The organism is Hymenobacter jeongseonensis (genome assembly GCF_015694725.1).
Taxonomy (GTDB): domain Bacteria; phylum Bacteroidota; class Bacteroidia; order Cytophagales; family Hymenobacteraceae; genus Hymenobacter; species Hymenobacter jeongseonensis.
Genome location: NZ_JADQDQ010000001.1, coordinates 537,307 through 557,205 on the forward strand (window position 1 = coordinate 537,307; position 19,899 = coordinate 557,205).

Below are 19,899 nucleotides of genomic sequence, written 5' to 3' on the forward strand. Positions count from 1 at the left end.
TAAGCGCTATATAGGTAAAACAAGCTTGCGCCAATGCTAAAAATGACGCATTGCCATTCGTTTTTCAACGCCGAAATAAAAATTGAACATCGAAAAAGCTCCCACCTTGGTATCCACTCGTGCGTGCGCCGCCGGCCTTGGGCAGTGCTTGGCCAAAAGCAGCAAGCAGGGCCATTCAAAAAAGAGCGGTTGATAGTAAAAAATGTGCCCCTACGGTTCAGTATGGCAGCTTTTTTATGAAACTTGCTGTCGGTTAGGTGAGTAAAACAACGTGCCGGAAAGGCAACGTTTATACTTGTTTCACCCTTAAAAATTTTAGTGTCATGGCTATTCAAAAGTATCAGGACTCTTTCGGCGACGTAATGCCGCAGAGTTTTTCGACCATGCTCGACCGGTTCTTTCAGGACAGCATCGCCGGCCGGGGCCGGGTGAGTGCGTTCTCGCCGCAAGTCGACGCGTACGAGACCGAAAAGGGCTACGAAATTGAAGTGTCCTTGCCCGGCCTAAAGCGCGAAGACATCAAGGTGGATTTCCAACAAGGGCGCCTGACCATTTCCGGGGAACGCCAGTTCCAAAACGAGCGCAAGGACCGCCGCTACCACATTGTGGAAAGCTCGTACGGCACGTTCCAGCGCTCGTTCCAGCTGCCCGATACCGTGGAGCCTCGCCAGATTCAGGCCAATTTTGAGGACGGGGTGCTGCGCGTTGTTGTGCCCAAGGACGAAGAAAAAACCATGCGCCACCAGATTCAAATTCAAGGCACCCAAACCGGCCAGGGACAACTCTCGGAGCGCATGGGCAAGCAGGCAACCGACGTGCCCGTGCAAGAAGGCGACGGCCAGCGCGGCAATGGCAACCAAGGCGGCCAGCGGCAAAAAAGCTCGGCTCATTAACCGCGCCTTTGTGCGGATTTTATACTAATGGTATAAAAAAGAAGGCCCCACGCATCGTGGGGCCTTCTTTTGTTGTCAGTCAGCAACTATGTGCTTCCAAGCAATGGCTCATATATCTGCTCCCGCAACCGCCGATACAGCTCTGAGCCGTTGTTGGGGCGTTACGCGCTGGTTTCCACTAGTACACTACGGAATTAATTGGCCCTGCCCGTCAAATACCAAGTACTCCGGGCGGCGGCCCACCGCGATTTCGGCCTTGTAGAGCGGCGTCTTGCCGTCGGCGGCGCGAATTTCGGTTACGCTAATTAGGCGCGCATCGGGATGGTTTTTGGTGATGTACGCCAGTGCTGGCGCGGCTAGATACATCGTGCCTACTTGTTTTTCGGGGCCGGTGGCAGGAGCAGGCGCAATTCCGATTCCGATACCGGCCTTCTGGTTAAACGCCAGTACATCGGGGCGCGACTGATTTGCTTTCGTCGTGATTACAATTACGCCCGATTCTTTGCCGGCACCGAACAGCTGGCGGGCTTGTAAGCCTTTGAAAATGTTCATGCTGGCAATGTCGTTGGGTGCAACATTATTCAACACGTTAGCGCTTGCGCCTTGCTTCTGCAACTGCCCGTCGATGTAATAAAACGGCGGCTCGGCCTGCGCCGTTGATAGTGTGGTGGCCGGACTGGGCGCAAAGCCTTTGCCTTTGGGCAGCAATTCGATGCCGACTGCGGTGCCGAGCTTCCGTTCGGCCGTACTTCCTCGTTCAGCTGTTTTGGGCGCGGGCGTCACCGGCTGCTCTTCATTGTTGAAGTAGAGCATTCGTTTTTCAGGCCCCTGAGTGATACCCGCCAGATAGCGGACGTAAGGTGCTTTTTCCGAAGCCTTTTCGCTAATGGCCCAGCTGGTGAGCTTCGCCGACGGGTAGGTTTTGGCAAGGTAAGTCTTGATGCCCGCGGGCAGCTGGTGCTTGGCCGGGGCAACGGCGGGACCGATTTTGAAGTGGGTATCCTGGGCCCCTGCCGCATCAACTTTCTTATTCAGGGCCAGTACATCCGCCCGATTACGATTTTTGTTGGTCGTGATAACCGCGGCCCAATCGGCTGCAACGTCCTGTCCCAGTACCTGCTGCACTTGGCTGCCTTTTAGAATCTTCATCGTCGCAACGTCGCCAAATAAATCGTCGTTGCCCTTCAGGCTAGTTAGTTGGCCATCCATGTAATAGATACGGGACGGGCTGGCCGCATTACCAGCCGCTGCCAACGCGGACGCCGGTACCGCCGGCCCCGCGCTCTGGGCGCGCGCCGCCGAAAAGCCCAGCGTCACGGCCAGCACCAGCGGCCCGGCCACAAAATAGCGGGCCAACTGCCCAGTCGAAGAAAATGGAGTATTCATCATGGCAACGCGGTTTTTGAGGGATGGAAAAGTGAAATGGGAAACAAGCGAAGGCCCGCCCACGCCGTGGCTGAGGCGCAGCAAACTGTATTGGTAGGCCCGGCGGTCGAGGCCGGTTTGCAGAGCGGCTCGGTCGGCCAGGTACTCAAGGTTGTCGAGCAGAGCGCGTCGCAGTAGCCACGCGGCGGGGTTGCACCACGCCAGCGCCTGCGCCACTTGGGCCAGCAGCACGTCCAGGGTGTGCCATTGGCGCACGTGCACCTGCTCGTGGCGTAGCACGGCGTCCAGCTCCGCGGCCGGGTGCTGCAAGGGGTTGAGGTAGACGGTTTGCCAGAACGAAAATGGGCTCATCGCGCCCGGCAGGGCCCGAATGGCCTGCCCGTGCACCACTGCCGGCCGCGTCGTCCGTCGCAGGCGCCACAACGAGAGCAACTGCACCAGCAGGCGGGCCAGTAGCAGCCCCGCGCCGCCCGCATAAAGCCTCAGCCCCAGCAGTTCCCAATCGAGGGCCGGAGCTGTTGGCCTGGCCACCGCGCCGGCTATAGTCGGAACGATTGCCACCATCGCCGCCGTCGGGCCCGAGGCAGCTTCGGCCGGCAGCAGCGCGGGCACGGGCAGCACCGGATACACGGCTGCAAACAGCAGCGCAAACAGCAGGTAAAAGCGGTTCAGCGTGAAAAACGTGAGCCGGCGCAGCAGCCCGAAATACGCCACTGCAAATAGCAGCAGCGCCCCATTGGCTTTCAGCAGATAGAGCAGAACGGGCGACATCACTATTCGGGTTTTTTGTTTTCGATGAGCTTGATGATTTCCTGCAAATCAGCCGCGCTGATTTTATCATCCTGCGCGAAAAAGGACACCAGTTCCTTATAAGAATTCTGGAAATGCTGCTGCACCAGCGTGCCCAGCGAGCGACGCTGGTACTCATCGGCCGAAATCAGGGGCACGAACCGGTAGGAGTTGCCCAGCTTCTCGCTGCGCGCAAAGGCCTTGCGCTCCAGGTTGCGGAGCGTAGATGCCAGCGTGGTGTAAGGCGGGCGCGGCGCCGGCAGGCCTTCAAGTATGTCCTTGACGAAGCCCCCGCCGGGCAGGGTCCAGAGCACGTGCAGGGCGTCTTCTTCGGGTTGGGTGAGGCGTTCCATGAGCTGAGGGAGTGGGGCAATTACGATTGTGTCGTAAATCTACGAAATATTCGTAGTAATACAAATCGTCGGTTGGAAAACAGAATATGCAAATAACAAAAACGCCCTTCCTGCGCAGGAAAGGCGTTTTTGTGAAAGAAAATAATTCGTGTTCGATTGCGTCCGGCACTACGGGAAGCTGCCCGGCCCTCACTTCACCTTATCGGTTTGCTGAATTTGTAGCCAGCGGATAGCGGCGCCCTCGTCCCCAAAAAATGAAATGGCGTACGGCTTGTCGTCGTAGGCCTCGGCCGAAATGTAGCCCGGCCGGTTGATGATGGCTTCCTGGAGCGCCGGGCCCACCAGATAGGCCAGGTACAAGCGGCCGCCCAGCTGCCGCGCCATGTCGGGAAAGTACTTGTCGAGCAGCCAGAGCGTGGTGTTGGGGTCGTTGAGGGTGCGGCGGCGGATGTCCTGCAGCCAGAACCGCGCCTTCGCCTGCAGGGCCACGTCCGTCATCTGCTGGTACACCGCGGGCAGCTCGCGCGGGTCGGGCTGGTAGCCCCAGCGGCCCACCAGAATGTCGAGGTCGGCACGGTGGGAAAAGTGAATGAGCGGCGCAGGAATATCGGACGACATAGGCAAAAGGGCAGGACGACGGGCAAAGTAAGCGGTTTACGCAACACTCGCCTAGTGGTGCCAGCCCCGAAGCTAGTGAACGGGCACGGTTTCCGGAACGGCCGCGCCGGCCGCCACCGGCGGGTGCTTGCGCAACGAGCGCACCGCCAGCGCCACACTCGCCAGCGTGAGCACGGCCCCCAGCAAAAACGGCGCCCCCGGAAACTGCACCGGCGCCGAGGGCCGGGTGAAGTAGCCGAATAAATGGGTCATTATCAACGGGCCGACCACGCCCGTGGCGCTGATGAGGCTGGTGAGTGAGCCCTGCAGTTCGCCCTGCTCATTGGCCGGAACTTGGTTCGAAATAGTGCCCTGCAACGCCGGGCCAGCTAAGCCGCCCAGGCAGTAGGGCGCCAGAAATACGAGCATCAGCCAGCCTTGGGAGGCAAACGCGAACAGCACAAAGCCTACCGTATAGCAGGCCAGGCCAATGATAATGGCCCGCGCCGCGCCTAATTTTGGAATGGCGATGCGCACCAAGCCACCCTGCACTAGCCCCGAAAACAGCCCGACCACCGCCAGCGAAATGCCCACCAGGCGCTCGGTCCAGCCGAACTTGAGCATGGTGTAAAACGTCCAGACCGATTGTGTAGACGAGCCCGCCAGGTAAATCAGCACCAAGGCGGCCACCAGCCCCAGCACCGCCGGATAGTTGCGTAGCCGCAGCAACGAAGCCACGGGGTTGGCGCGCCGCCACTCAAACGGCCGCCGCTGCTCAGGCGCCAGCGACTCGGGCAGTACCAAAAGCCCGTACAGAAAATTGCACAAGCTCAGGCCCGCCGCCACCATAAACGGCACCCGCGACCCAAAATCAGCCAACAAACCTCCCATTGCCGGCCCAATGATAAAGCCCGCTCCAAAGGCCGCGCCCACTAGCCCAAAGTTCTGGGCCCGCTTTTCGGGCGTGCTGATGTCGGCAATATAGGCCGTGGCCGTGGTGAAGCTGGCCCCCGTGATGCCCGCAATGACGCGGCCCACGAAAAGCCACGTCAGCGTGGGGGCAAAGGTGAGGAAGATGTAGTCGAGGCCCAGGCCCAGCAGCGCCGCCAGCAGCACCGGCCGCCGCCCCAGCTTGTCGCTGAGCCCGCCAATGACCGGAGCAAAGCAAAACTGCGCGCTGGCGTAGGCGAACGTGAGCCAGCCTGAATACTCCGATGCCCGGCTCAAGCCCTCGCCGGTGAGCTGTTGAATGAGCTTGGGTACCACCGGAATGATGATGCCCAGGCCGATAACGTCAATCAGGATGGTGATAAAGATGAAGCCAAGGGCCGGGGAGCGTTTGTCTGCCATTCGAGAAAACTAGAGAGCGAAAGAGTGGAACAAGGCCCGGGCACTGGGCCGGGGCAGCGCAAGGGCCAGAATTGGGTGGTTAGGCGCCGAGCCACGCAATGGCGGCACTTTCTTCAATAAACCGCTCGCCGATGAACGGCTTGTCAACAAAATACGCCGCCGGCGGAAAAGCCGCGTCGGCGGCCTCGTCGCGCAGGTACACGGGGGCCATGAGGTAGGCCAGCCGGGTGCGGCCCCCCAGCCGGGGTTCCAGCTGCGGCAGCCAAGTGGTCACCATCCAGCGGGCCCCTAGCTGGTGGGTGTTTTGGCGTCGGCGCACATCCAGCAGCCAGCGGCGGCAGCCGCCCGCCTGGGCCGCGTCGAGCAGCAGCTGGTAGCCGCGCTGCATTTCCGGCAGCTCAATGGGACGCAGCCACCGGCCCACCAGCAAGTCCAAGTCGGTCCGGTAGCTGATTTCTAAGAAGTCCTGCACCAGGATTGGATTCATGCGCGGCAACCAAATAAAAGCAGGCCGCAAAGGTACGGAACATCGTTGCCGCCAGCCAGCGCTGCTGACATTGTCAGGGCGGCGTTGCCACGGCGGCAGCATCGGCCGTCGCGTTGCTATTTTTGTGCGGTGTCGCCTCCTTCCACTTCCCTTGCCTACCGGCCCGAGCTTAGCGGCCTGCGCGCCGTGGCGGTTGGCGTGGTGGTGCTGCACCATTGGCTGCAACCGCCTTTTCCATTGGGCGAGATGGGCCGCTGCCTGTTCTTTGTGCTCAGCGGCTACCTCGTTTCGGGCATTGCGTGGAAATACGACGCCTACGTGGGGGCGCCCGGCCCGTGGCTGCGGCGCTTGGGCACCTTCTACGCCCGCCGGGTGCTACGCATTATTCCGCCGTATTATTTGGCCTTGGCCGGGTGCGCGTTGCTGCCCCTGGCCACCGTGCGGGAACATCCGTGGTGGTTTCTGTTGCCAGGTGCCAATCTGTTGATTTACAAAAGTCAAGGCTGGGGCGACGGTGTGGGGCATTACTGGACCTTGGCAGTCGATGAGCAATTTTACCTGCTATGGCCCTTGGTGCTGGGCGTGGTAGGCCGGCGGCGGTGGGCGCTGCTGGTGCTAGCGGCCAGTGGCCCAGCCTTTCGCGTGGGTTGGGCGGCTTGGCACGGACCCGGCATGGTGCACTTACTGCTGCCCGCCAGCCTCGATTTGTTTGCGTTGGGAGCCATGCTGCGCTTGTGTCAGGGGCAGATGTGGCTGCGCCGGCTGGCCCGCGGGCGCTACGTAGCCGGTTCCTGGGTGCTATGTGCCGGGCTCAGAACGTGGCTGGACACGGGCGGCCCCTGGGCCGAAGCCTGGGCACTGGGTTACGTCAGCCTGGGAGCACTAGCGGCGTTTACTACCGTCAACTGGCTGCTCAACAGGCCGCACTTCGTAGCCCAGCGGGTGCTAAATCATCCGGTGGCGCAGTGGGTGGGCCAGCGCAGCTACGGAGTTTATTTGTACCATTTGCCCCTGCTGGTGTTTTGGCAGCGGCTGGTGTACCACTTCGTGCCCGCCGCCGCCGAGCGGACCCTGCTGATGGGGCCGCTGCCCGTGCTGCTGGCGCTGCTGCCCGCGCTGGCCGTGCTGAGCGCCGCTTCCTGGCATTTCGTGGAAGCTCCCCTCGACCGTTTTAAAAACCGGTTTCAGTACACCGCTCCCTCTTTAGTGCTAAAACCTGTGCAGTAACGGGAAAGACTTCTTAAGATTTGGGCTACCCCAGCCAGCTCGTTTCGCATGCAGGCAGTTGTTTAAACGGGGGCGCTGGCGCCCAGGGCCGCCAGCGGCAACGGTCCCGAATCGACGATTCTCTGCTGGGCGCTCAGGCCCACGTCCAGCAAGTCCTGCATCAGGCCCTCGCCGATGGTTTCGCGCGTGTAGGCGTCGTTGGTAGTGCTTATCACCAGCACCGGGCGCTCGGGCAGGGCCACCAGGGTAGCCCGGCGGTCAATCTCAATCGGAAACACGGGCGCGCACATAATCAGCCGGATATAGTCCACGGTGGTGCCCGCTAGCCAGCGGCAAGCCGCCGCCGCTCCGTGCCCGAAGCCGATAACCGTGACCGGCGTGCCCGGAGCACACTTGGCCAGTATTTCCTTGGTTAGCGAATCGAGGTAAGTGCTAAGGTCCGCTAGGTCGGCCAGCAGCGAATCAGGCGCAAACCACGCCGCGCCGGTGCGCGGCTCCTCCCCATTGGTGCGCGCCAGGGCGTGGCGGCTCAGAGCTTCGGGAAGCAGTAGCAGGCGCTCGGGCGTGTCGAGGTTGCGGAGCTGCTCAGCCAAGTCGGCCGTGGGTTGGTCGTGGCCGTGCAGGCACACCCATACGTGCTCGATGGCCGGCCCGGGCTCGCCCAGGCTCAGGTAGCGGGCCGTGCGCGGCGTAGTGAAAAAAAGAGGGGTCATTCGTCAACGTAAAATCGAGGGTAAGCGCCAGTGTATACGGCTACAACGAGGTTGGTGGCGGCCTATGGATAAGGCCCGAGTAGCGGCCCGGTGTGCAGGCCCGCTACTCGGGCCTGCTGCTGTCGGCAATATATGAATATGGTTAAGCCAGCTCCGGCAATTCCATAAATCATACTCATCATGAATGGCCAACCCTGTGCTAGTGCGTTAGCAAGCTGTCGGCTGCAGCGTTGACGAGCCATGCTTCCTACTCGCATTTAAGCAGGTGTTTCAACGGCACTGTACAGGCGCTATCTATTTGTGGGTATCTATCGTATGAGGGGCAGTCCTGGCTTGTTGGGACTTTCTTACTGACTAGTACTCTCTTCAACTATTTCCATGAACCAGAAACGCACTTTTGGCACAGTTCTCACCGTTTTGGGCATCGTTGGCATCATTATCGGTGCCCTTGCATTTCTAGGCATCGGCGGCATCGGCCTCAGCAAAGCCAATTCCGCAGTCCCGTTTATAGTGGGCATCATCTTCTTCATGGCCGGCATCAACCTGGTGAAGACCACCAGCGACCGGGCTTAGTCCCATGATTTAATAAAATACTCGCTTGGTAGTCAGTGGCTCACTAACCACGGGCCTGATTTTCCAAGAAAATAGCTTGCCTTCCCGAAAAAGCCCCCTACCTTTGTATCACAAACAGTGCGGGGTGGAGCAGTTGGTAGCTCGTTGGGCTCATAACCCAAAGGTCACTGGTTCGAGTCCAGTCCCCGCTACCTAAAAGGCCGTTTTCCATATGGAGAACGGCCTTTTCTTTTCCCCGAAGGGCACTACACACAATAACTGTTTCTGGCCTTTTAAAAGGCGGTAACAAAAAATCCAGCGTCTTAGGACAGTGTAGAAGATGTTGAGTGCGGCAATTGAGAGGGTTTCCATCAATCTGGAGCGAGCAGCTCATTCCAGCTTCAAAGGTCCACATGCGAAGGGAGCCAATTCGGCAGCTATTTCGCACGATGCAGCACTCAAATCATTTGGGGTATTGAGGTTCTATTTAAGTATTTTAACTATTTATTAACGGGCTGATACTGATTAATGAGCTTGAGTAGTACGCCGTTGGTCCAGCCGAAGCCGTCCTGCAAGGGGTATTCGCCGCCGCCAGCTTTCTGACTGGTATCAATGACGTTGTATTTCTCCATCATCTTGCCCGTTTGCTCAAATACGTTAGTGTTCAGCTCTATCCAGCGGGTGGCGATGGTGCGCGCCAGCCCGGACTGCTGGTAGCGTTCCAGGCCGTCGATGGCCATGTACTGCAGCGGGGCCCAGGCGTTGGGGGCGTCCCACTGCTGCTCGCCGCGGTTGAGAGTGGTGACCAAGCCGCCGGTTTTAAGAAAGTCTCGCTGCAGGCCGGTGGCCACCAGCGCCGCCTGAGCCGGGGTGGCGATGCCAAACTGGAGGGGGTAGACGCCCGCCAGCGTCTTTATGGTAGATATTTTCCGAGTGCGGAAGTTATAATCCTGAAACCACCCCGATTTTTCATCCCAGCAGTAGGCGAGAATGGCCTGTTTACGGCGCTCGGCTTTAGCCAGGAAATCGGCGGCGCGGGCGGCGTTGCCCTGCAGTTGGTACGACTGGGCAATGGTCGTTTCCAGGTTGTGCAGCAGGCAGTTCAAATCCACCGGGACGATGTCGGTGGTTTGAATGGAGCCCAGCTGGCCGTCAGGCCCGAACCAGCGGGTGCTGAAATCCCAGCCCGAAGCGGCGGCGGCGCGCACGTTGCGGTAGAACTGCGCCGGGGGCTGCTTGCTGCGCTTGGCGGCATCCACGTCTTTGGTGTAGGACTCTTCGCGGGGCTGGTCGCTGCTGTCCCAGTAGCGGTTTAGGAGCTCGCCCTTGGGCAGGCGCACCACCGAGCGGGTGGCTTTGCCGGGCTTGAGTTTTTCGGCGCCGGCCATCCAGTAATCGTATTCTTTCAGTAGCTGCGGCTGGTAGCGCGGCAGCGTTTTCTCGCCTTCGTCCTTGGCTAGCAGCCCTACCATGAGCGCGAAAAACGGCGGCTGGGAGCGGGTGAGGTAGTAGGTGCGGTTGGCATTGGGAATGAAGCCGTACTTATCGAGCAGGTAGGCAAAGTTGTCGACGGTGTTCCGGATAACGGGCGTGCGCTTGCTCTGCTGCAAGCCCAGCATGGTGAAGTAGGAATCCCAGTAGTACACCTCCCGGAACCGCCCGCCCGGCACGATGTAGGGGTACGGCAGCGGCAGCAGTGACGAGTAGCGCTGCACCGAATCGGGGTTGCGCTGCAGCACCGTCCAAAGCGTGTCGAGGTGCAGGCGCAGGCCTTTGTCGACGCGGCTGCGGTACTGGCCCCCGGCCGCGGCCGGCGCAATAAAGTGGGCCGCCACAAAGGCTTTGAGGTCGAAGCCAGCCGCTTTTTTCTGGGCGTTGTAGTCCCGCATGACGTCGGCCGGGGCCATCCGGGGCACGGCATCCACGAAGGTTTTATTGTCCGGGTACACGCCGGTGAGCTGCACCGCTTCGAACAAGCCGGGGTAGAGCTGGCGGGGCGTTGCGGGCAGCGTTTGGGCCGCCACCGGGCCGGCCACGACCAGTAGAATGGCAAAAAATAGGTTGCGCATAGAGGAAAGGGATAGGAGGCGAGGGCCGGGATGCTAGCGGCCCACCGTGTACGTTTTGCGCTGCGGGCCCACGCCGGTCAGCTTTACCGACTGCCAGCCGGTGGGCAACGTGCTTTTGCGCTGCACGAGGCCGGCCGGCGTAATGTCGAGCCCGCCGAAGCCCATGAGCACGGCCTGCAACACGCCGCCCGCGCCAGTGGCGAAGTAGGGATTGGTGCCGCCCTTGGTTTCGGCGATGACGCGGAAGGGCGGCAGCAGGTTGGGCTCGTAGGCATCTTTGAACCACAATTTGGCCTTGTCGCCATCGCCGAGGCGAGAATACAGCAGCGCGAAAATGCCCTGCGTCATGGCCGGCGTGCCTTCGTTGGGCACGCGGGTTTCGTAGTAGGCCAGGTCTTTTTTGATTTGAGCCGGCGCGGTGATGACGTTCAGCGGATAGGCCAGCAGGTTCACGTCGCCTTGCTTGATGCCTTCGCCCTTGTAGGAGGCGTGCTCCTGGGTCACGCCGTCGGCCATTCTCAGAATGGGGATGTTGCGGGCTACCAGAAGCCAGTCGGGGTCGGCGGGCAGGCCGAGGAGCTTGGCGGCGGCCGTGGCGTTTTGCAGGTTTACCTGGGCCGCGGCGTTGGTAAAGGCGTCGTTGTCGACGTTCTCGGCCCACTCATCGGCGGCCACCACGTTCTTGATGTCGTAGCGGCCGGGGCCGTTGCGCTCCACGCGGCTGGCCCAGAAATCGGCCGTGGCGGAGAGGATGGGCCAGCCTTTTTCGCGCAGCCAGGCTTTGTCTTGGGTCACGCAGTAGTACTGCCACGCGGCCAGGGCCACGCAGGCCGAAATGTGGTGCTCAAACGGCCCGCTCAGGGCCCAGACGGGCGTTTCTTCTACGCCGGTGTCGGCGCTTTCCCAGGGAAACATGGCGCCTCGGTAGCCGTGGGCGAAGGCGTTGTGCCGGGCCGCCTCCAGGCGTTTGAATCGATACTCCACCAAGGACTTGGCAATGTCCGGGTGCAGGACCAGCAGGGCCGGGAACATCCACAAATCGGCGTCCCAGAACACGTGGCCGTTGTAGCCCAGCCCGGAGAGGCCCATGGGCGAGGGCGAATACTCGGTGCCCGCCCGCGAGAAGCTGTAGAGGTGGTAGAGCATCGAGTGCACGTCCTGCTGGGCCTGGGCGTCGCCGGCAATCTGGATGTCGCTTTTCCACAGCTCGTCCCAGGCCTTGGCGTGGAACGCCAGCAGGCGCTGCTTGCCTTCGAGCCGGGCAAAAATGGTCAGGCGCTCGGCCTCGTTCAGCGGGTCGGGGTGGTGGGCCGAGGTAATGGACGAGCCGGCCACGGCGTAGGTGTAGGCCTGCCCAGCCTTCAGCGCCTTGCTGAACTTCATCAGGTGCATGTTGCTGTCCCACATTTCGTGGATGACGCGCGGCTCCTGCCCGTGCGGCTCTTCAAACAAAAAGCTGTTTGACGCGCAGAGTTGCAGCTTGCCCGTGGAGCTTTTGGCCGACGACGTGAGCAGGCTGAGCGTGGTGTGCGGCCGGTCGATTTCGTTGTAGTAGTTCTGCACCTCGCGCAGGGCGTCGGGCGCGTCCATCACGCTGGCGGCGGTCAGGGCCACGTCCTTTTTGGCCGTCACCGTCACATCCATCAGCACCGTGAAGGGCAGGTGCCGCAGGGCGTAGTGCGTGTAACGGATGGTGGCCTTGTCGGCGTAGTCAAACGTGGTGGTCATGGCCGCGTGGCGCAGGTCCAGCTCCTGGCGAAAGTTGCGCACGTCCTGGCCCGAGAGCCGGCGGCCGTCCACTTCCAGGTACATGTTCAGCAGATTGAAGCTGTTGAGGAAGTTGCTCACCCGGCCGCGGCCGTACTGGTCAAACGCCCCGGCCAGCACCACGCTTTTCACCTGAAACGGCTCCGGCGACGACACGATGCCAATCATACCATTGGCCACCGTGGCGCCGTAGTAATTGCGCGGGTCCACCTTGTCGGCCGCAATGCGCCAGGGGTCGGGCGCCTGGGCGGCGGCCGGAGTTGCAGTGGCCACCCACAACAGCGCCAAGACGCTTATTAGGTATTTCAACTGCTCGGGTTTAGCTCTTAACATGTAGAAAAGGAATTGAAAAACAGGCCGGCTACCACCGAAATAATAGGCGGATAAAACGCCCGGCAGAACTAGTCGAAGCATCTCTGCCGCTTCGCTGCAGCGAAGCAAGTATCCCACCACTCCTAGCAGAGACACTTCAACAAGTTCAAGGGGATTAAAAGACGTCAGCGCAACGGCAGTACCAGCGCCTGCCAGGGCTCCAGCGCCAACGTCGCAGCGGGGGTAAATGTGGGGTAATTGTTGAGCCAGGGCGCGCCGCTCAGCTGCAGGCCCGCGGGCAGCAGCCAAGAGCGCGGCTCCGAGCTGAAATTGAGCACGACCAACGCCTTGTTCTGCCCCTCGGTGCGGGTGTAGGCGTAGATATGCGGGTTAGCCGCATCGAGCAACTGATACCGGCCGTGCACCAGCACCGGATGCTCCTGGCGCACGGCCGTGGCCCGCCGGAAATGGTTGAGCACGGAGTTGGGGTCCTGGTCTTGCGCGGCGGCATTCACGTCCCGGTAGTTGGGGTTGATTTTCAGCCAGGGCGTACCGGTGGTGAAGCCGGCATTCCGGGTGGTATCCCACTGGAAGGGTGTGCGGCCGTTGTCGCGGGCAAAGCGCTTGGCCGTGGCCAGGAAAGCGGACAGGTTGCCACCCTGGTTTTTCACCTGTTGGTAGCCGTTGCGGGTGGCCACGTCGCGGTAGTCTTCAATCTTATCAAAACGGATGTTGCTCATGCCCAACTCGTCGCCGTTGTAACAGTAAGGCGTACCGCGCATGGTCAGAATGAAGGTGTTCAGCAGCTTGGCCGAGGGCGCGCGAAACGCCGGCCGGTCGTCGCCGAACTTGCTCACCATCCGGGGTTGGTCGTGGTTGCCGAGGAAGATGGACAGCCAGCCCTTCTGCGCAAAAGCACTGTCCCAGCGCGTGTACAGACGCTTGAACTCGGCGAGTTGAAAGCCCTTCGGTCCCAAGCCCAGGTCCACGCCTTCGAAGTGGTAAGCCATGTTGAGCTCCTTGCGAGCGGGGTCCACGAAGAGCATGGCGTCGGCGGGGCCGCTGCCGGCGCCTTCGGCCACGGTCATCACGTTGTACTTGCTTAGCACCTCGCGGTTCATCTCCTGCAGGTAGTCGTGCAGGTGCGGGCCGTGGCCGTAGTACTTGATGATGTTCTTCTCGTAGCCCGCCGGCAACACCGGAAAGGTGGTGTCTTTGGCGGCAAACTGAAACGCGTCGAGGCGGAAGCCGTCGATGCCCTTGTCCAGCCAGAAGCGCATCATTTTATACACTTCCTGGCGAAGCTTGGGGTTCTCCCAATTCAGGTCGGGCTGCTTGCGCGAGAAGTAGTGCAGGTAATAGGAGTTGGTGAGTGAGTCGTACTTCCAGGCGTCGCTGTTCACGTCGAAAAAGCTCCAGCGCGGCGTGGGCTTGCCTTTTTCGGCGGGCCACCAGTGGTAGTAGTCGCGGTAGGGGTTGGTGCGGTAGGAACGGGCCTGTTTAAACCACTCGTGTTCGTCGGAGCTGTGGTTTACCACCAGGTCCATTACCAGCTTGATGTTGCGCTGGTGCAAGCCATTGAGTAGGGCGTCGAAGTCCTGCATGGTGCCGAACTCGGGCATAATCCGGCGGTAGTCCGAGATGTCGTAGCCGTTGTCGTCGTTCGGCGAGGCGTAAATCGGGTTCAGCCATACGGTGCCCACGCCCAGGTCTTGGAGGTAATCGAGTTTGGCAATGATGCCGCGCAGGTCGCCCACGCCGTCGCCGTTGCTGTCCCGGAAGCTGCGCGGGTAAATCTGGTACACCACAGTTTCCTTCCACCAACCGGGTTTTTTGGCCACGGTAGTGCTATCGGCCGCGGCTGAAACTGCCGTTTCCGTCTTGGTCGACGTCTGATTGCAAGCCGCGACCAAGCCCCAAAGAGCCAGTAGTGCCAGGGTAAATCGTGCGTTTGTCATGGACCTAGATGGACCTAACTGTGGCTTGTGAAACAGTCTTATGCCCCAATTGCTGAAGCCGCAGCTACCGCAAAGCAGGCCGCTGGCCACTGCGGTTCAGCAGCAACCAACGGCCTGCTCGGGGCTACCGCAGAGGACAAATACTAGTACCCGGGGTTCTGCGCGATGTTGCGGTTCACGTCGACCTGGGTTTGCGGAATGGGGTAGATGAGGCGCTTGGGGTCGCTCTGGGGCTTGTCTTTGCGGGCCTGCAGAAACTTGCCAAAGCGAATCAGGTCCTGCCGACGCCACGACTCGCTGTATAACTCCCGGCCCCGCTCGTCGAGCAGTATGTCCAGGGTGAGGGCGGGCAGGGCGCTGGCTCCGCGCGAGGGATGCGTGCGCACCGCGTTGACCAGGGCCAGGGGAGTACCTCCGTAAGAACCGGCGCTGGTAGCCGTGCCGCCCCGCAGGATGGCCTCGGCCTTCATCAGCAGCACGTCGGCCAGGCGGAAGCTCACGTGGTCGTTTTCGGCGCCGTTGCCGCCCTTCACCTCGCTCACGTAATCGACGGGGTACTTCAGGGGCCGGATACCTTTGGCTTCGAGGTCGGGGCCGGTTTCTAGCAGGTTGATGTCCTTCGTGAACGCCAACGGCGCGCCGGCGCGCGTGGTAAGCGGGGCATCAGTAATCAGGTTGTACTGCTGGCCCGCCAGAAAGCCCACGTTGATGCGCCCGCCCGGGTTGGCGGGGCCGCCCGTGCTTTGGTAAGCCACGCCGCGGCGCTTGTCGGCGGGCTCAAACAGGTCGTAGAACTCAGCCGTGGTGGCCGGGCCGTTGTAGCCGTCTACGGGCCGCATGCTGTAGTGCGACACGAACTTCCAGAAGTCGCGCGTGGGGCCGCTGTTGCCGTAGGTGTTCTCCTGCGTGAAGATGTTCTCGCGGCCGATGGCGCCGTTGTTGGGCGCGAAGTTGTCGAAGTAATTGGGCGTAAACGAGTACCGGTTGCTGTTGATGATTTCGTCGGCCAGCGTGATGATTTGGTTCATGTCGGCGGCGGCAAACGTCGGCGACTGACGGTTGGCGTACACGCCTTTGTTGAGGTAGCACTTCATCAGCAGCACCCGGGCGGCGTCCTTGTTGGCCTTGCTCACGGGGCCGTCGGGCAGGTCCTTCTGCACGGCCACGATTTCGCTCACAATCCACGTCAGTGCCTCCGAGCCTTTGCGAACGCGGGCAAACTCGGCTAGGCTCTCGCCCGGCTCGCGGTACAGCACTTGGTCGTAGAGGTCGAGCACCAGGAAGCTGGCCCAGGCCCGCAGGAACCGGGCCTCGGCCTGCTGCTGCGTTGTTGGGTTGAAGCGCAGCAGGTCGGTGGACGAGTAGATGATGCCGTTGAGTTGGGTATAGGTTTCGCGCACCCGCTCGTTGTTGGCGTCCCAGGTGTGGTTGAACAGCTGCCGCCACTTGCCGTTGTCGTCCCAGTCGGGCCCGCGGGTGGGCATGATGCGGGCATCGGTCGATACTTCTTCGAGGGCAAAAACGCTTACGCAGCCCTGAATTGGGTCACGCTGCGAGTTGTACACGCCCGTGAGCAGGGCCGAGGGGTCGCCTTTCGGAATCTGGTCTTGCGTGAGTTGGCCGTCCAGGCTTTCGGTAATCGAGCAGCTGCTCAGCAGTTGCAGCGACGCCAATACGGCGGCTGCCCCGATAATTTTGGTATATCGCATGGTGGGAAAAAGTAAGAATTACAGGGAGAAGTTGACGCCGAACGTGAAGGTGCGGGCGCTCGGGTAGGGCAGGTAATCAATGCCAACCGAAGGCACTTGGTTGGCGCCGCGCTTCACGGTGTTGATTTCGGGGTCGAAGCCGTCGTAGCTGGTGAGCACGAGCAGGTTCTGACCGGTCACGTACAGGCGGGCGCCCTTCGCGAAGCTCCCAAAGTCGCCGAGGGTGTAGGACAGCGTCAGGTTGGATAGCTTCAGGAAGTCGCCTTTTTCCAGGTAGCGGGTCGAAGCGGCCGAGGCGTTGCCGGTGGCCTCTTTCACGTCGTTTTCGAACGTGGACACGGCAATGTTCTTGCCCGCGCCAATCTGGCCCACGTTGCCCACGGCGTTGAGGGTGTTGTTGTAGATGTACTGGCCGAACACGCCGGTCATGTTGGCCACCAGGGCGAGCTTGCCGTAGCGCACGTTGGTACCCAGGCCCAGCAGCGTGCGGGGGTTGGGGCTGCCCGCGTACCCAATGGCGCCGAAGGGATTAGACAGTCCGTTTTCGTCGAGCCCGTTGTACTGGGGCAGGAAAAAGGCGTTGATGGGGTAGCCGTTTTGAATGCTCTGGGAGAGCGCGCCCGACAGGCCCTGTCCGTTAATGGCGCCAGTGGGGATGGCCGCGCCCACCAGCCCCGACACCTCGTTGCGAATGAAGGTGGCGTTGGCGTTGAAGCTCACGTCCACTTTATCGTTGCGCACTAGCGCGGCGTTCAGGCTCATTTCCACGCCCTTGTTCACGATGCTGCCGTCCAGGTTTTCCCAGCGAATGGCCGCGTTGGCGGGCCGGGGCTCGCCGGGGGTGGTCGGGAACAGCAGGTCGGTGGTGCGCTTGTAAAAGTAATCGGCCGTGAAGGTCAGGCGGTTGTCAAGCGCGCCAATGTCGAAGCCCGCGTTAAACTGGGCATCCGACTGCCACTTCAGGTCCTTGTTCTCGTCGTTGAGCGGCGACTGGGCCCCGTTGTTGTCGAGGGAGTAGCGGTACTGGGCCGCGCCCGCCGGAAACTCCTGGTTGCCGGTGAGGCCGTAGCCGGCCCGCAGCTTGAGCTGGCTCAGCTTCTCGGCGGGGAAAAACGATTCCTGGGCCAAATCCCAAGCCACGGCAAACGAGGGGAAGTAGCCCACCCGGTTGCTGGGGCCGAACTTGCTGCTCTCGTCGCGGCGCAGGGTGCCGGTCAGCACGTACCGCTCCTTAAAGTTGAGGATGGCCCGCCCAAACACCGATTGCAGCGCCGACGACGGGTCGACGAACGACGAAGCCTGGCGCGAACCCGAGGCTGAATACTGAATGTAGTTGGTATAGTCGAGGCCGAAGACGCCGAAGCCCCCGGCGGCCGGGTTGCCGAACGCATTCAGGTTGTTGCCCGAGTTCGAAAACTTCGTGTACTCGTAGCCCAGCACGGCGTTCACGTTCAGGCTGCTGCCCACGGCTTTATTGAAGTTCAGCGTGTGCGCGATTTGCTGCGTCACCAGCTCGTTGTTGCTGATGCTGGCGAAGCCCTGGTTTTCGATGCCCGGGAAGTTGATGAGGCGCTGGTCGATGGACGTGCGCCGCTGGCCAGTGTTGTAGTTCACGCTCAGCAGCGCCCGGTACGAGAGCCAGTCGGTGAACTTGTAGGAAGGCGCGGCACTGGCCAGAATGGTGGTCACCCGCGAGTTGTCGTTGTAGTACTCCTGGGCGGCCAAGGGGTTCACCACGTCGCCGGCCTGCACAAACAGCGAGCCGTCGGCGTTGCGCAGCGGCTGCGTGGGATTCCACTGCAGGGCCTGCCCAATGAGGCTGCCCCGGAAGCCGGCATCGGTCGTAATCGGGGCCAGCTCCTCGCGAAATTGGCTGGTGGTGAGGTTGATATCGAGCCCCAGCTTCTTGCTTTCCAGGAATTGCAGGTTTGTCGAAAGGTTGGCACTGTACTTCTTAAAGCCAGTTTTGCGCACGATGCCGTCCTGGTCGAGGTAACCGAGCGACAGCCGGTAGCGGCCCGTTTCGCCGCCGCCGCTCATGGCCACGTTGTAGTTCTGCAAGCGGCCCGTCTGCAGAATTTCCTTCAGGGCATCCACGTTGCCGCCCTTGTCGTTGGCGGCCGGGGCGTTGTAGTAGGTCAGCGCCTCTCGGTACTGCCCGGCGTCGAGGAACTCGGGGCGGCGCAGCAAGGTAGAGAAGCCCGTCGAGGCGCCCACCGTGAGGACAGGGGCGCCGGCGTTTCCTTTTTTGGTCGTAATCAGCACCACGCCATAGGCGGCCCGGGAGCCATAAATGGCTGTGGCCGAGGCATCCTTGAGCACCGTGAAGGTCTCGATGTCGTCGGGGTTCAGGAAGTTGAGCGGGTTGCTGTCGGCGCCGGAGCCGATGTCGTTAGACGCTACTAGGCCGGGGCGGGCCGAGCGGCCATCGAGCGGCACTCCGTCGATGACGTACAGCGGCTGGCCTGTGCCGGTCACGGCCGAGTTGCCGCGGATGCGGATGGTGGCCGGCCCGCCGGGCTGCCCGCTGTTGTTGCCCACCTGCACGCCCGACACGCGGCCCTGCAGCAGTTGGTCGGGCGAGGTAAAGGTGCCCCGGTTGAAGTCCTTCTCGCCGATGACCGCCACGGCCCCGGTCACGTCCTGCTTGCGTGCGGTGCCGTAGCCCACCACAATGACGTCGGCCAGCGCCTGCGCATCTTCTTTCAGGCTCACCTCAACCGTAGACTTGCCCGTGATGGCGACTACCTGCGAGCCGTAGCCCACGAAGGAAAACGAAAGGGTGGTGGCCGATTCGGGTACCTGAAGCTGAAAGCTGCCGTCGGCCCCGGTGCTGGTGCCCACGGCGGTCCCCGGTACGAGAATCGTCACGCCCGGCAGGCCGGTTGCCTTGCTGTCAACCACTTTGCCCGAAACGGCCCGCGTGGCTTGGGCCTGGCTCAGCAGTGGAAGCAGCAGGGATAAAAAACCTAAGAACAGGGCCTTCCAGCGGCTTGCCCTTGCGCTCAGTAGTGGCCTAGACTCCCGTGGAGTGGGTAGGTTGTCTTGCGGGTACCAGTTATTGCTCATGAGTAAAATTTGTGGTGGGAAACAAAGTGTAAGCGGCTAGTAATGGGCACTCTTGTTCCTGACAACTGCGGCGTCAGGGATTGCCATTCAGGTACATTGAATTCTCCGGGCCGGTAGCCCGGAGCTCCTAGTGCCAGTAGTTGCGCGGCGAGCAAGCCCCAAAAGGAGCAACACTGCTGGGCCGCAGCCAGAGGGTCAGAGGAAACAGATTCGGAACTACGCCACGGGCTTGGCGTGCATTCCGCAACCGACAGCGTGGTGGTACTTGGCTCCACGTTCTGGTCAGGTATTTATCAGAGCGAAGGACGGATTCGGCAAGTGCGCTGACGAAGACGACGGGTAGCCCAGTAGCCAACGCTTATATCACAATCGTTTGCAGTAAGGCACCGGTTAGGTTTGGCAAAACAATTGGCTTGTGAGCCAGAACCGACGCCTGCATTGGCTATTTTGATAAAAATATCAACAATTCACGAGCATAAATTGCTTAAAATCAAGTTTATAAATCGGGATAATAAACAAAAAATATCAATTAATTATTACACCTGATATTACCGAATATGTATGCCTCGCCGCCTGTTCAAAGTCTATTGCTTTCAACTACCAGCCAAGTTTTGGTAGGCTGGTAGCAACGGCTACGGCGCACCGTGCCGTTGTTCTGAGTAGGTTTG

Annotated in this window: 14 protein-coding genes and 1 tRNA gene; 4 read left to right on the plus strand and 11 right to left on the minus strand. The window is 60.9% G+C overall.

Features of this window, described 5'->3' with window-relative positions; all coding sequences use genetic code 11:
• The first annotated feature begins 323 nt into the window (after positions 1-323).
• The gene (locus I2I05_RS02300; RefSeq protein ID WP_196280578.1) at positions 324-893 is read left to right on the plus strand and encodes an Hsp20/alpha crystallin family protein; all 570 of its coding nucleotides are present in this window, start codon (positions 324-326) and stop codon (positions 891-893) included.
• A gap of 186 nt (positions 894-1,079) precedes the next feature.
• On the opposite strand, the gene I2I05_RS02305 is transcribed toward I2I05_RS02300, so the two are convergent.
• From I2I05_RS02305 to I2I05_RS02325, 5 genes are all read right to left on the minus strand, one after another.
• Positions 1,080-3,050 carry a M56 family metallopeptidase gene (locus I2I05_RS02305; protein ID WP_196280579.1) on the minus strand — a complete coding sequence of 657 codons (1,971 nt, stop codon included), beginning with the start codon at positions 3,048-3,050 and terminating at the stop codon, positions 1,080-1,082.
• Positions 3,051-3,052: 2 nt separating this feature from the next.
• Entirely contained in the window at positions 3,053-3,421 is a 369-nt protein-coding gene (locus tag I2I05_RS02310) for a BlaI/MecI/CopY family transcriptional regulator (RefSeq protein WP_196280580.1), read from the minus strand.
• Positions 3,422-3,610: 189 nt separating this feature from the next.
• Entirely contained in the window at positions 3,611-4,039 is a 429-nt protein-coding gene (locus I2I05_RS02315) for a hypothetical protein (RefSeq protein WP_196280581.1), read from the minus strand.
• A gap of 72 nt (positions 4,040-4,111) precedes the next feature.
• Positions 4,112-5,368, minus strand: a complete 1,257-nt coding sequence (locus tag I2I05_RS02320; RefSeq protein ID WP_196280582.1) for a TCR/Tet family MFS transporter — start codon at positions 5,366-5,368, stop codon at positions 4,112-4,114.
• 79 nt (positions 5,369-5,447) lie between these two features.
• Complete coding sequence (locus I2I05_RS02325) at positions 5,448-5,855, minus strand: hypothetical protein (protein ID WP_196280583.1); 408 nt, start codon at positions 5,853-5,855, stop codon at positions 5,448-5,450.
• A gap of 129 nt (positions 5,856-5,984) precedes the next feature.
• Between I2I05_RS02325 and I2I05_RS02330 the strand changes: the two genes are divergently transcribed.
• Entirely contained in the window at positions 5,985-7,082 is a 1,098-nt protein-coding gene (locus I2I05_RS02330; RefSeq protein WP_196280584.1) for an acyltransferase family protein, read from the plus strand.
• Positions 7,083-7,144: 62 nt separating this feature from the next.
• Here the strand turns inward: I2I05_RS02330 and I2I05_RS02335 are convergent, their stop codons facing one another.
• On the minus strand, positions 7,145-7,795 hold the full coding sequence (locus I2I05_RS02335; protein WP_196280585.1) for a hypothetical protein: 651 nt from the start codon (positions 7,793-7,795) through the stop codon (positions 7,145-7,147).
• Positions 7,796-8,173: 378 nt separating this feature from the next.
• Between I2I05_RS02335 and I2I05_RS02340 the strand changes: the two genes are divergently transcribed.
• Together I2I05_RS02340 and I2I05_RS02345 are read left to right on the plus strand one after the other, a co-directional pair.
• Positions 8,174-8,368: a hypothetical protein gene (locus tag I2I05_RS02340; protein WP_196280586.1), complete on the plus strand. Its 195-nt coding sequence runs from the start codon at positions 8,174-8,176 to the stop codon at positions 8,366-8,368.
• Between the two features lie 118 nt (positions 8,369-8,486).
• Positions 8,487-8,559 (plus strand) — tRNA-Met (locus I2I05_RS02345).
• Between the two features lie 288 nt (positions 8,560-8,847).
• Here I2I05_RS02345 and treF read toward each other — a convergent pair.
• The 5 genes from treF to I2I05_RS02370 all read right to left on the minus strand — a co-directional run bounded on the left by treF (position 8,848) and on the right by I2I05_RS02370 (position 19,231).
• Complete coding sequence (treF, locus tag I2I05_RS02350) at positions 8,848-10,416, minus strand: alpha,alpha-trehalase TreF (protein WP_196280587.1); 1,569 nt, start codon at positions 10,414-10,416, stop codon at positions 8,848-8,850.
• 33 nt (positions 10,417-10,449) lie between these two features.
• On the minus strand, positions 10,450-12,516 hold the full coding sequence (locus I2I05_RS02355; protein ID WP_230688089.1) for a glycoside hydrolase family 65 protein: 2,067 nt from the start codon (positions 12,514-12,516) through the stop codon (positions 10,450-10,452).
• A 164-nt stretch (positions 12,517-12,680) separates the two neighbouring features.
• The gene (locus I2I05_RS02360) at positions 12,681-14,453 is read right to left on the minus strand and encodes a glycoside hydrolase family 13 protein (RefSeq protein WP_196280588.1); all 1,773 of its coding nucleotides are present in this window, start codon (positions 14,451-14,453) and stop codon (positions 12,681-12,683) included.
• Between the two features lie 143 nt (positions 14,454-14,596).
• Complete coding sequence (locus I2I05_RS02365; RefSeq protein ID WP_196280589.1) at positions 14,597-16,162, minus strand: RagB/SusD family nutrient uptake outer membrane protein; 1,566 nt, start codon at positions 16,160-16,162, stop codon at positions 14,597-14,599.
• Between the two features lie 18 nt (positions 16,163-16,180).
• The gene (locus I2I05_RS02370; RefSeq protein WP_196280590.1) at positions 16,181-19,231 is read right to left on the minus strand and encodes a SusC/RagA family TonB-linked outer membrane protein; all 3,051 of its coding nucleotides are present in this window, start codon (positions 19,229-19,231) and stop codon (positions 16,181-16,183) included.
• Between the last annotated feature and the right edge of the window lie 668 nt (positions 19,232-19,899).

Excerpts from the sequence above, each read along its gene's own strand:
- I2I05_RS02305 (WP_196280579.1), bottom strand. The coding sequence starts at position 3,050 with ATGTCGCCCGTTCTGCTCTATCTGCTGAAAGCCAATGGGGCGCTGCTG.
- I2I05_RS02300 (WP_196280578.1), top strand. The coding sequence starts at position 324 with ATGGCTATTCAAAAGTATCAGGACTCTTTCGGCGACGTAATGCCGCAG.
- I2I05_RS02325 (WP_196280583.1), bottom strand. The coding sequence starts at position 5,855 with ATGAATCCAATCCTGGTGCAGGACTTCTTAGAAATCAGCTACCGGACC.
- I2I05_RS02335 (WP_196280585.1), bottom strand. The coding sequence starts at position 7,795 with ATGACCCCTCTTTTTTTCACTACGCCGCGCACGGCCCGCTACCTGAGC.
- I2I05_RS02370 (WP_196280590.1), bottom strand. The coding sequence starts at position 19,231 with ATGAGCAATAACTGGTACCCGCAAGACAACCTACCCACTCCACGGGAG.
- I2I05_RS02310 (WP_196280580.1), bottom strand. The coding sequence starts at position 3,421 with ATGGAACGCCTCACCCAACCCGAAGAAGACGCCCTGCACGTGCTCTGG.
- I2I05_RS02360 (WP_196280588.1), bottom strand. The coding sequence starts at position 14,453 with ATGACAAACGCACGATTTACCCTGGCACTACTGGCTCTTTGGGGCTTG.
- I2I05_RS02365 (WP_196280589.1), bottom strand. The coding sequence starts at position 16,162 with ATGCGATATACCAAAATTATCGGGGCAGCCGCCGTATTGGCGTCGCTG.
- I2I05_RS02315 (WP_196280581.1), bottom strand. The coding sequence starts at position 4,039 with ATGTCGTCCGATATTCCTGCGCCGCTCATTCACTTTTCCCACCGTGCC.
- treF (WP_196280587.1), bottom strand. The coding sequence starts at position 10,416 with ATGCGCAACCTATTTTTTGCCATTCTACTGGTCGTGGCCGGCCCGGTG.
- I2I05_RS02320 (WP_196280582.1), bottom strand. The coding sequence starts at position 5,368 with ATGGCAGACAAACGCTCCCCGGCCCTTGGCTTCATCTTTATCACCATC.
- I2I05_RS02340 (WP_196280586.1), top strand. The coding sequence starts at position 8,174 with ATGAACCAGAAACGCACTTTTGGCACAGTTCTCACCGTTTTGGGCATC.
- I2I05_RS02355 (WP_230688089.1), bottom strand. The coding sequence starts at position 12,516 with ATGTTAAGAGCTAAACCCGAGCAGTTGAAATACCTAATAAGCGTCTTG.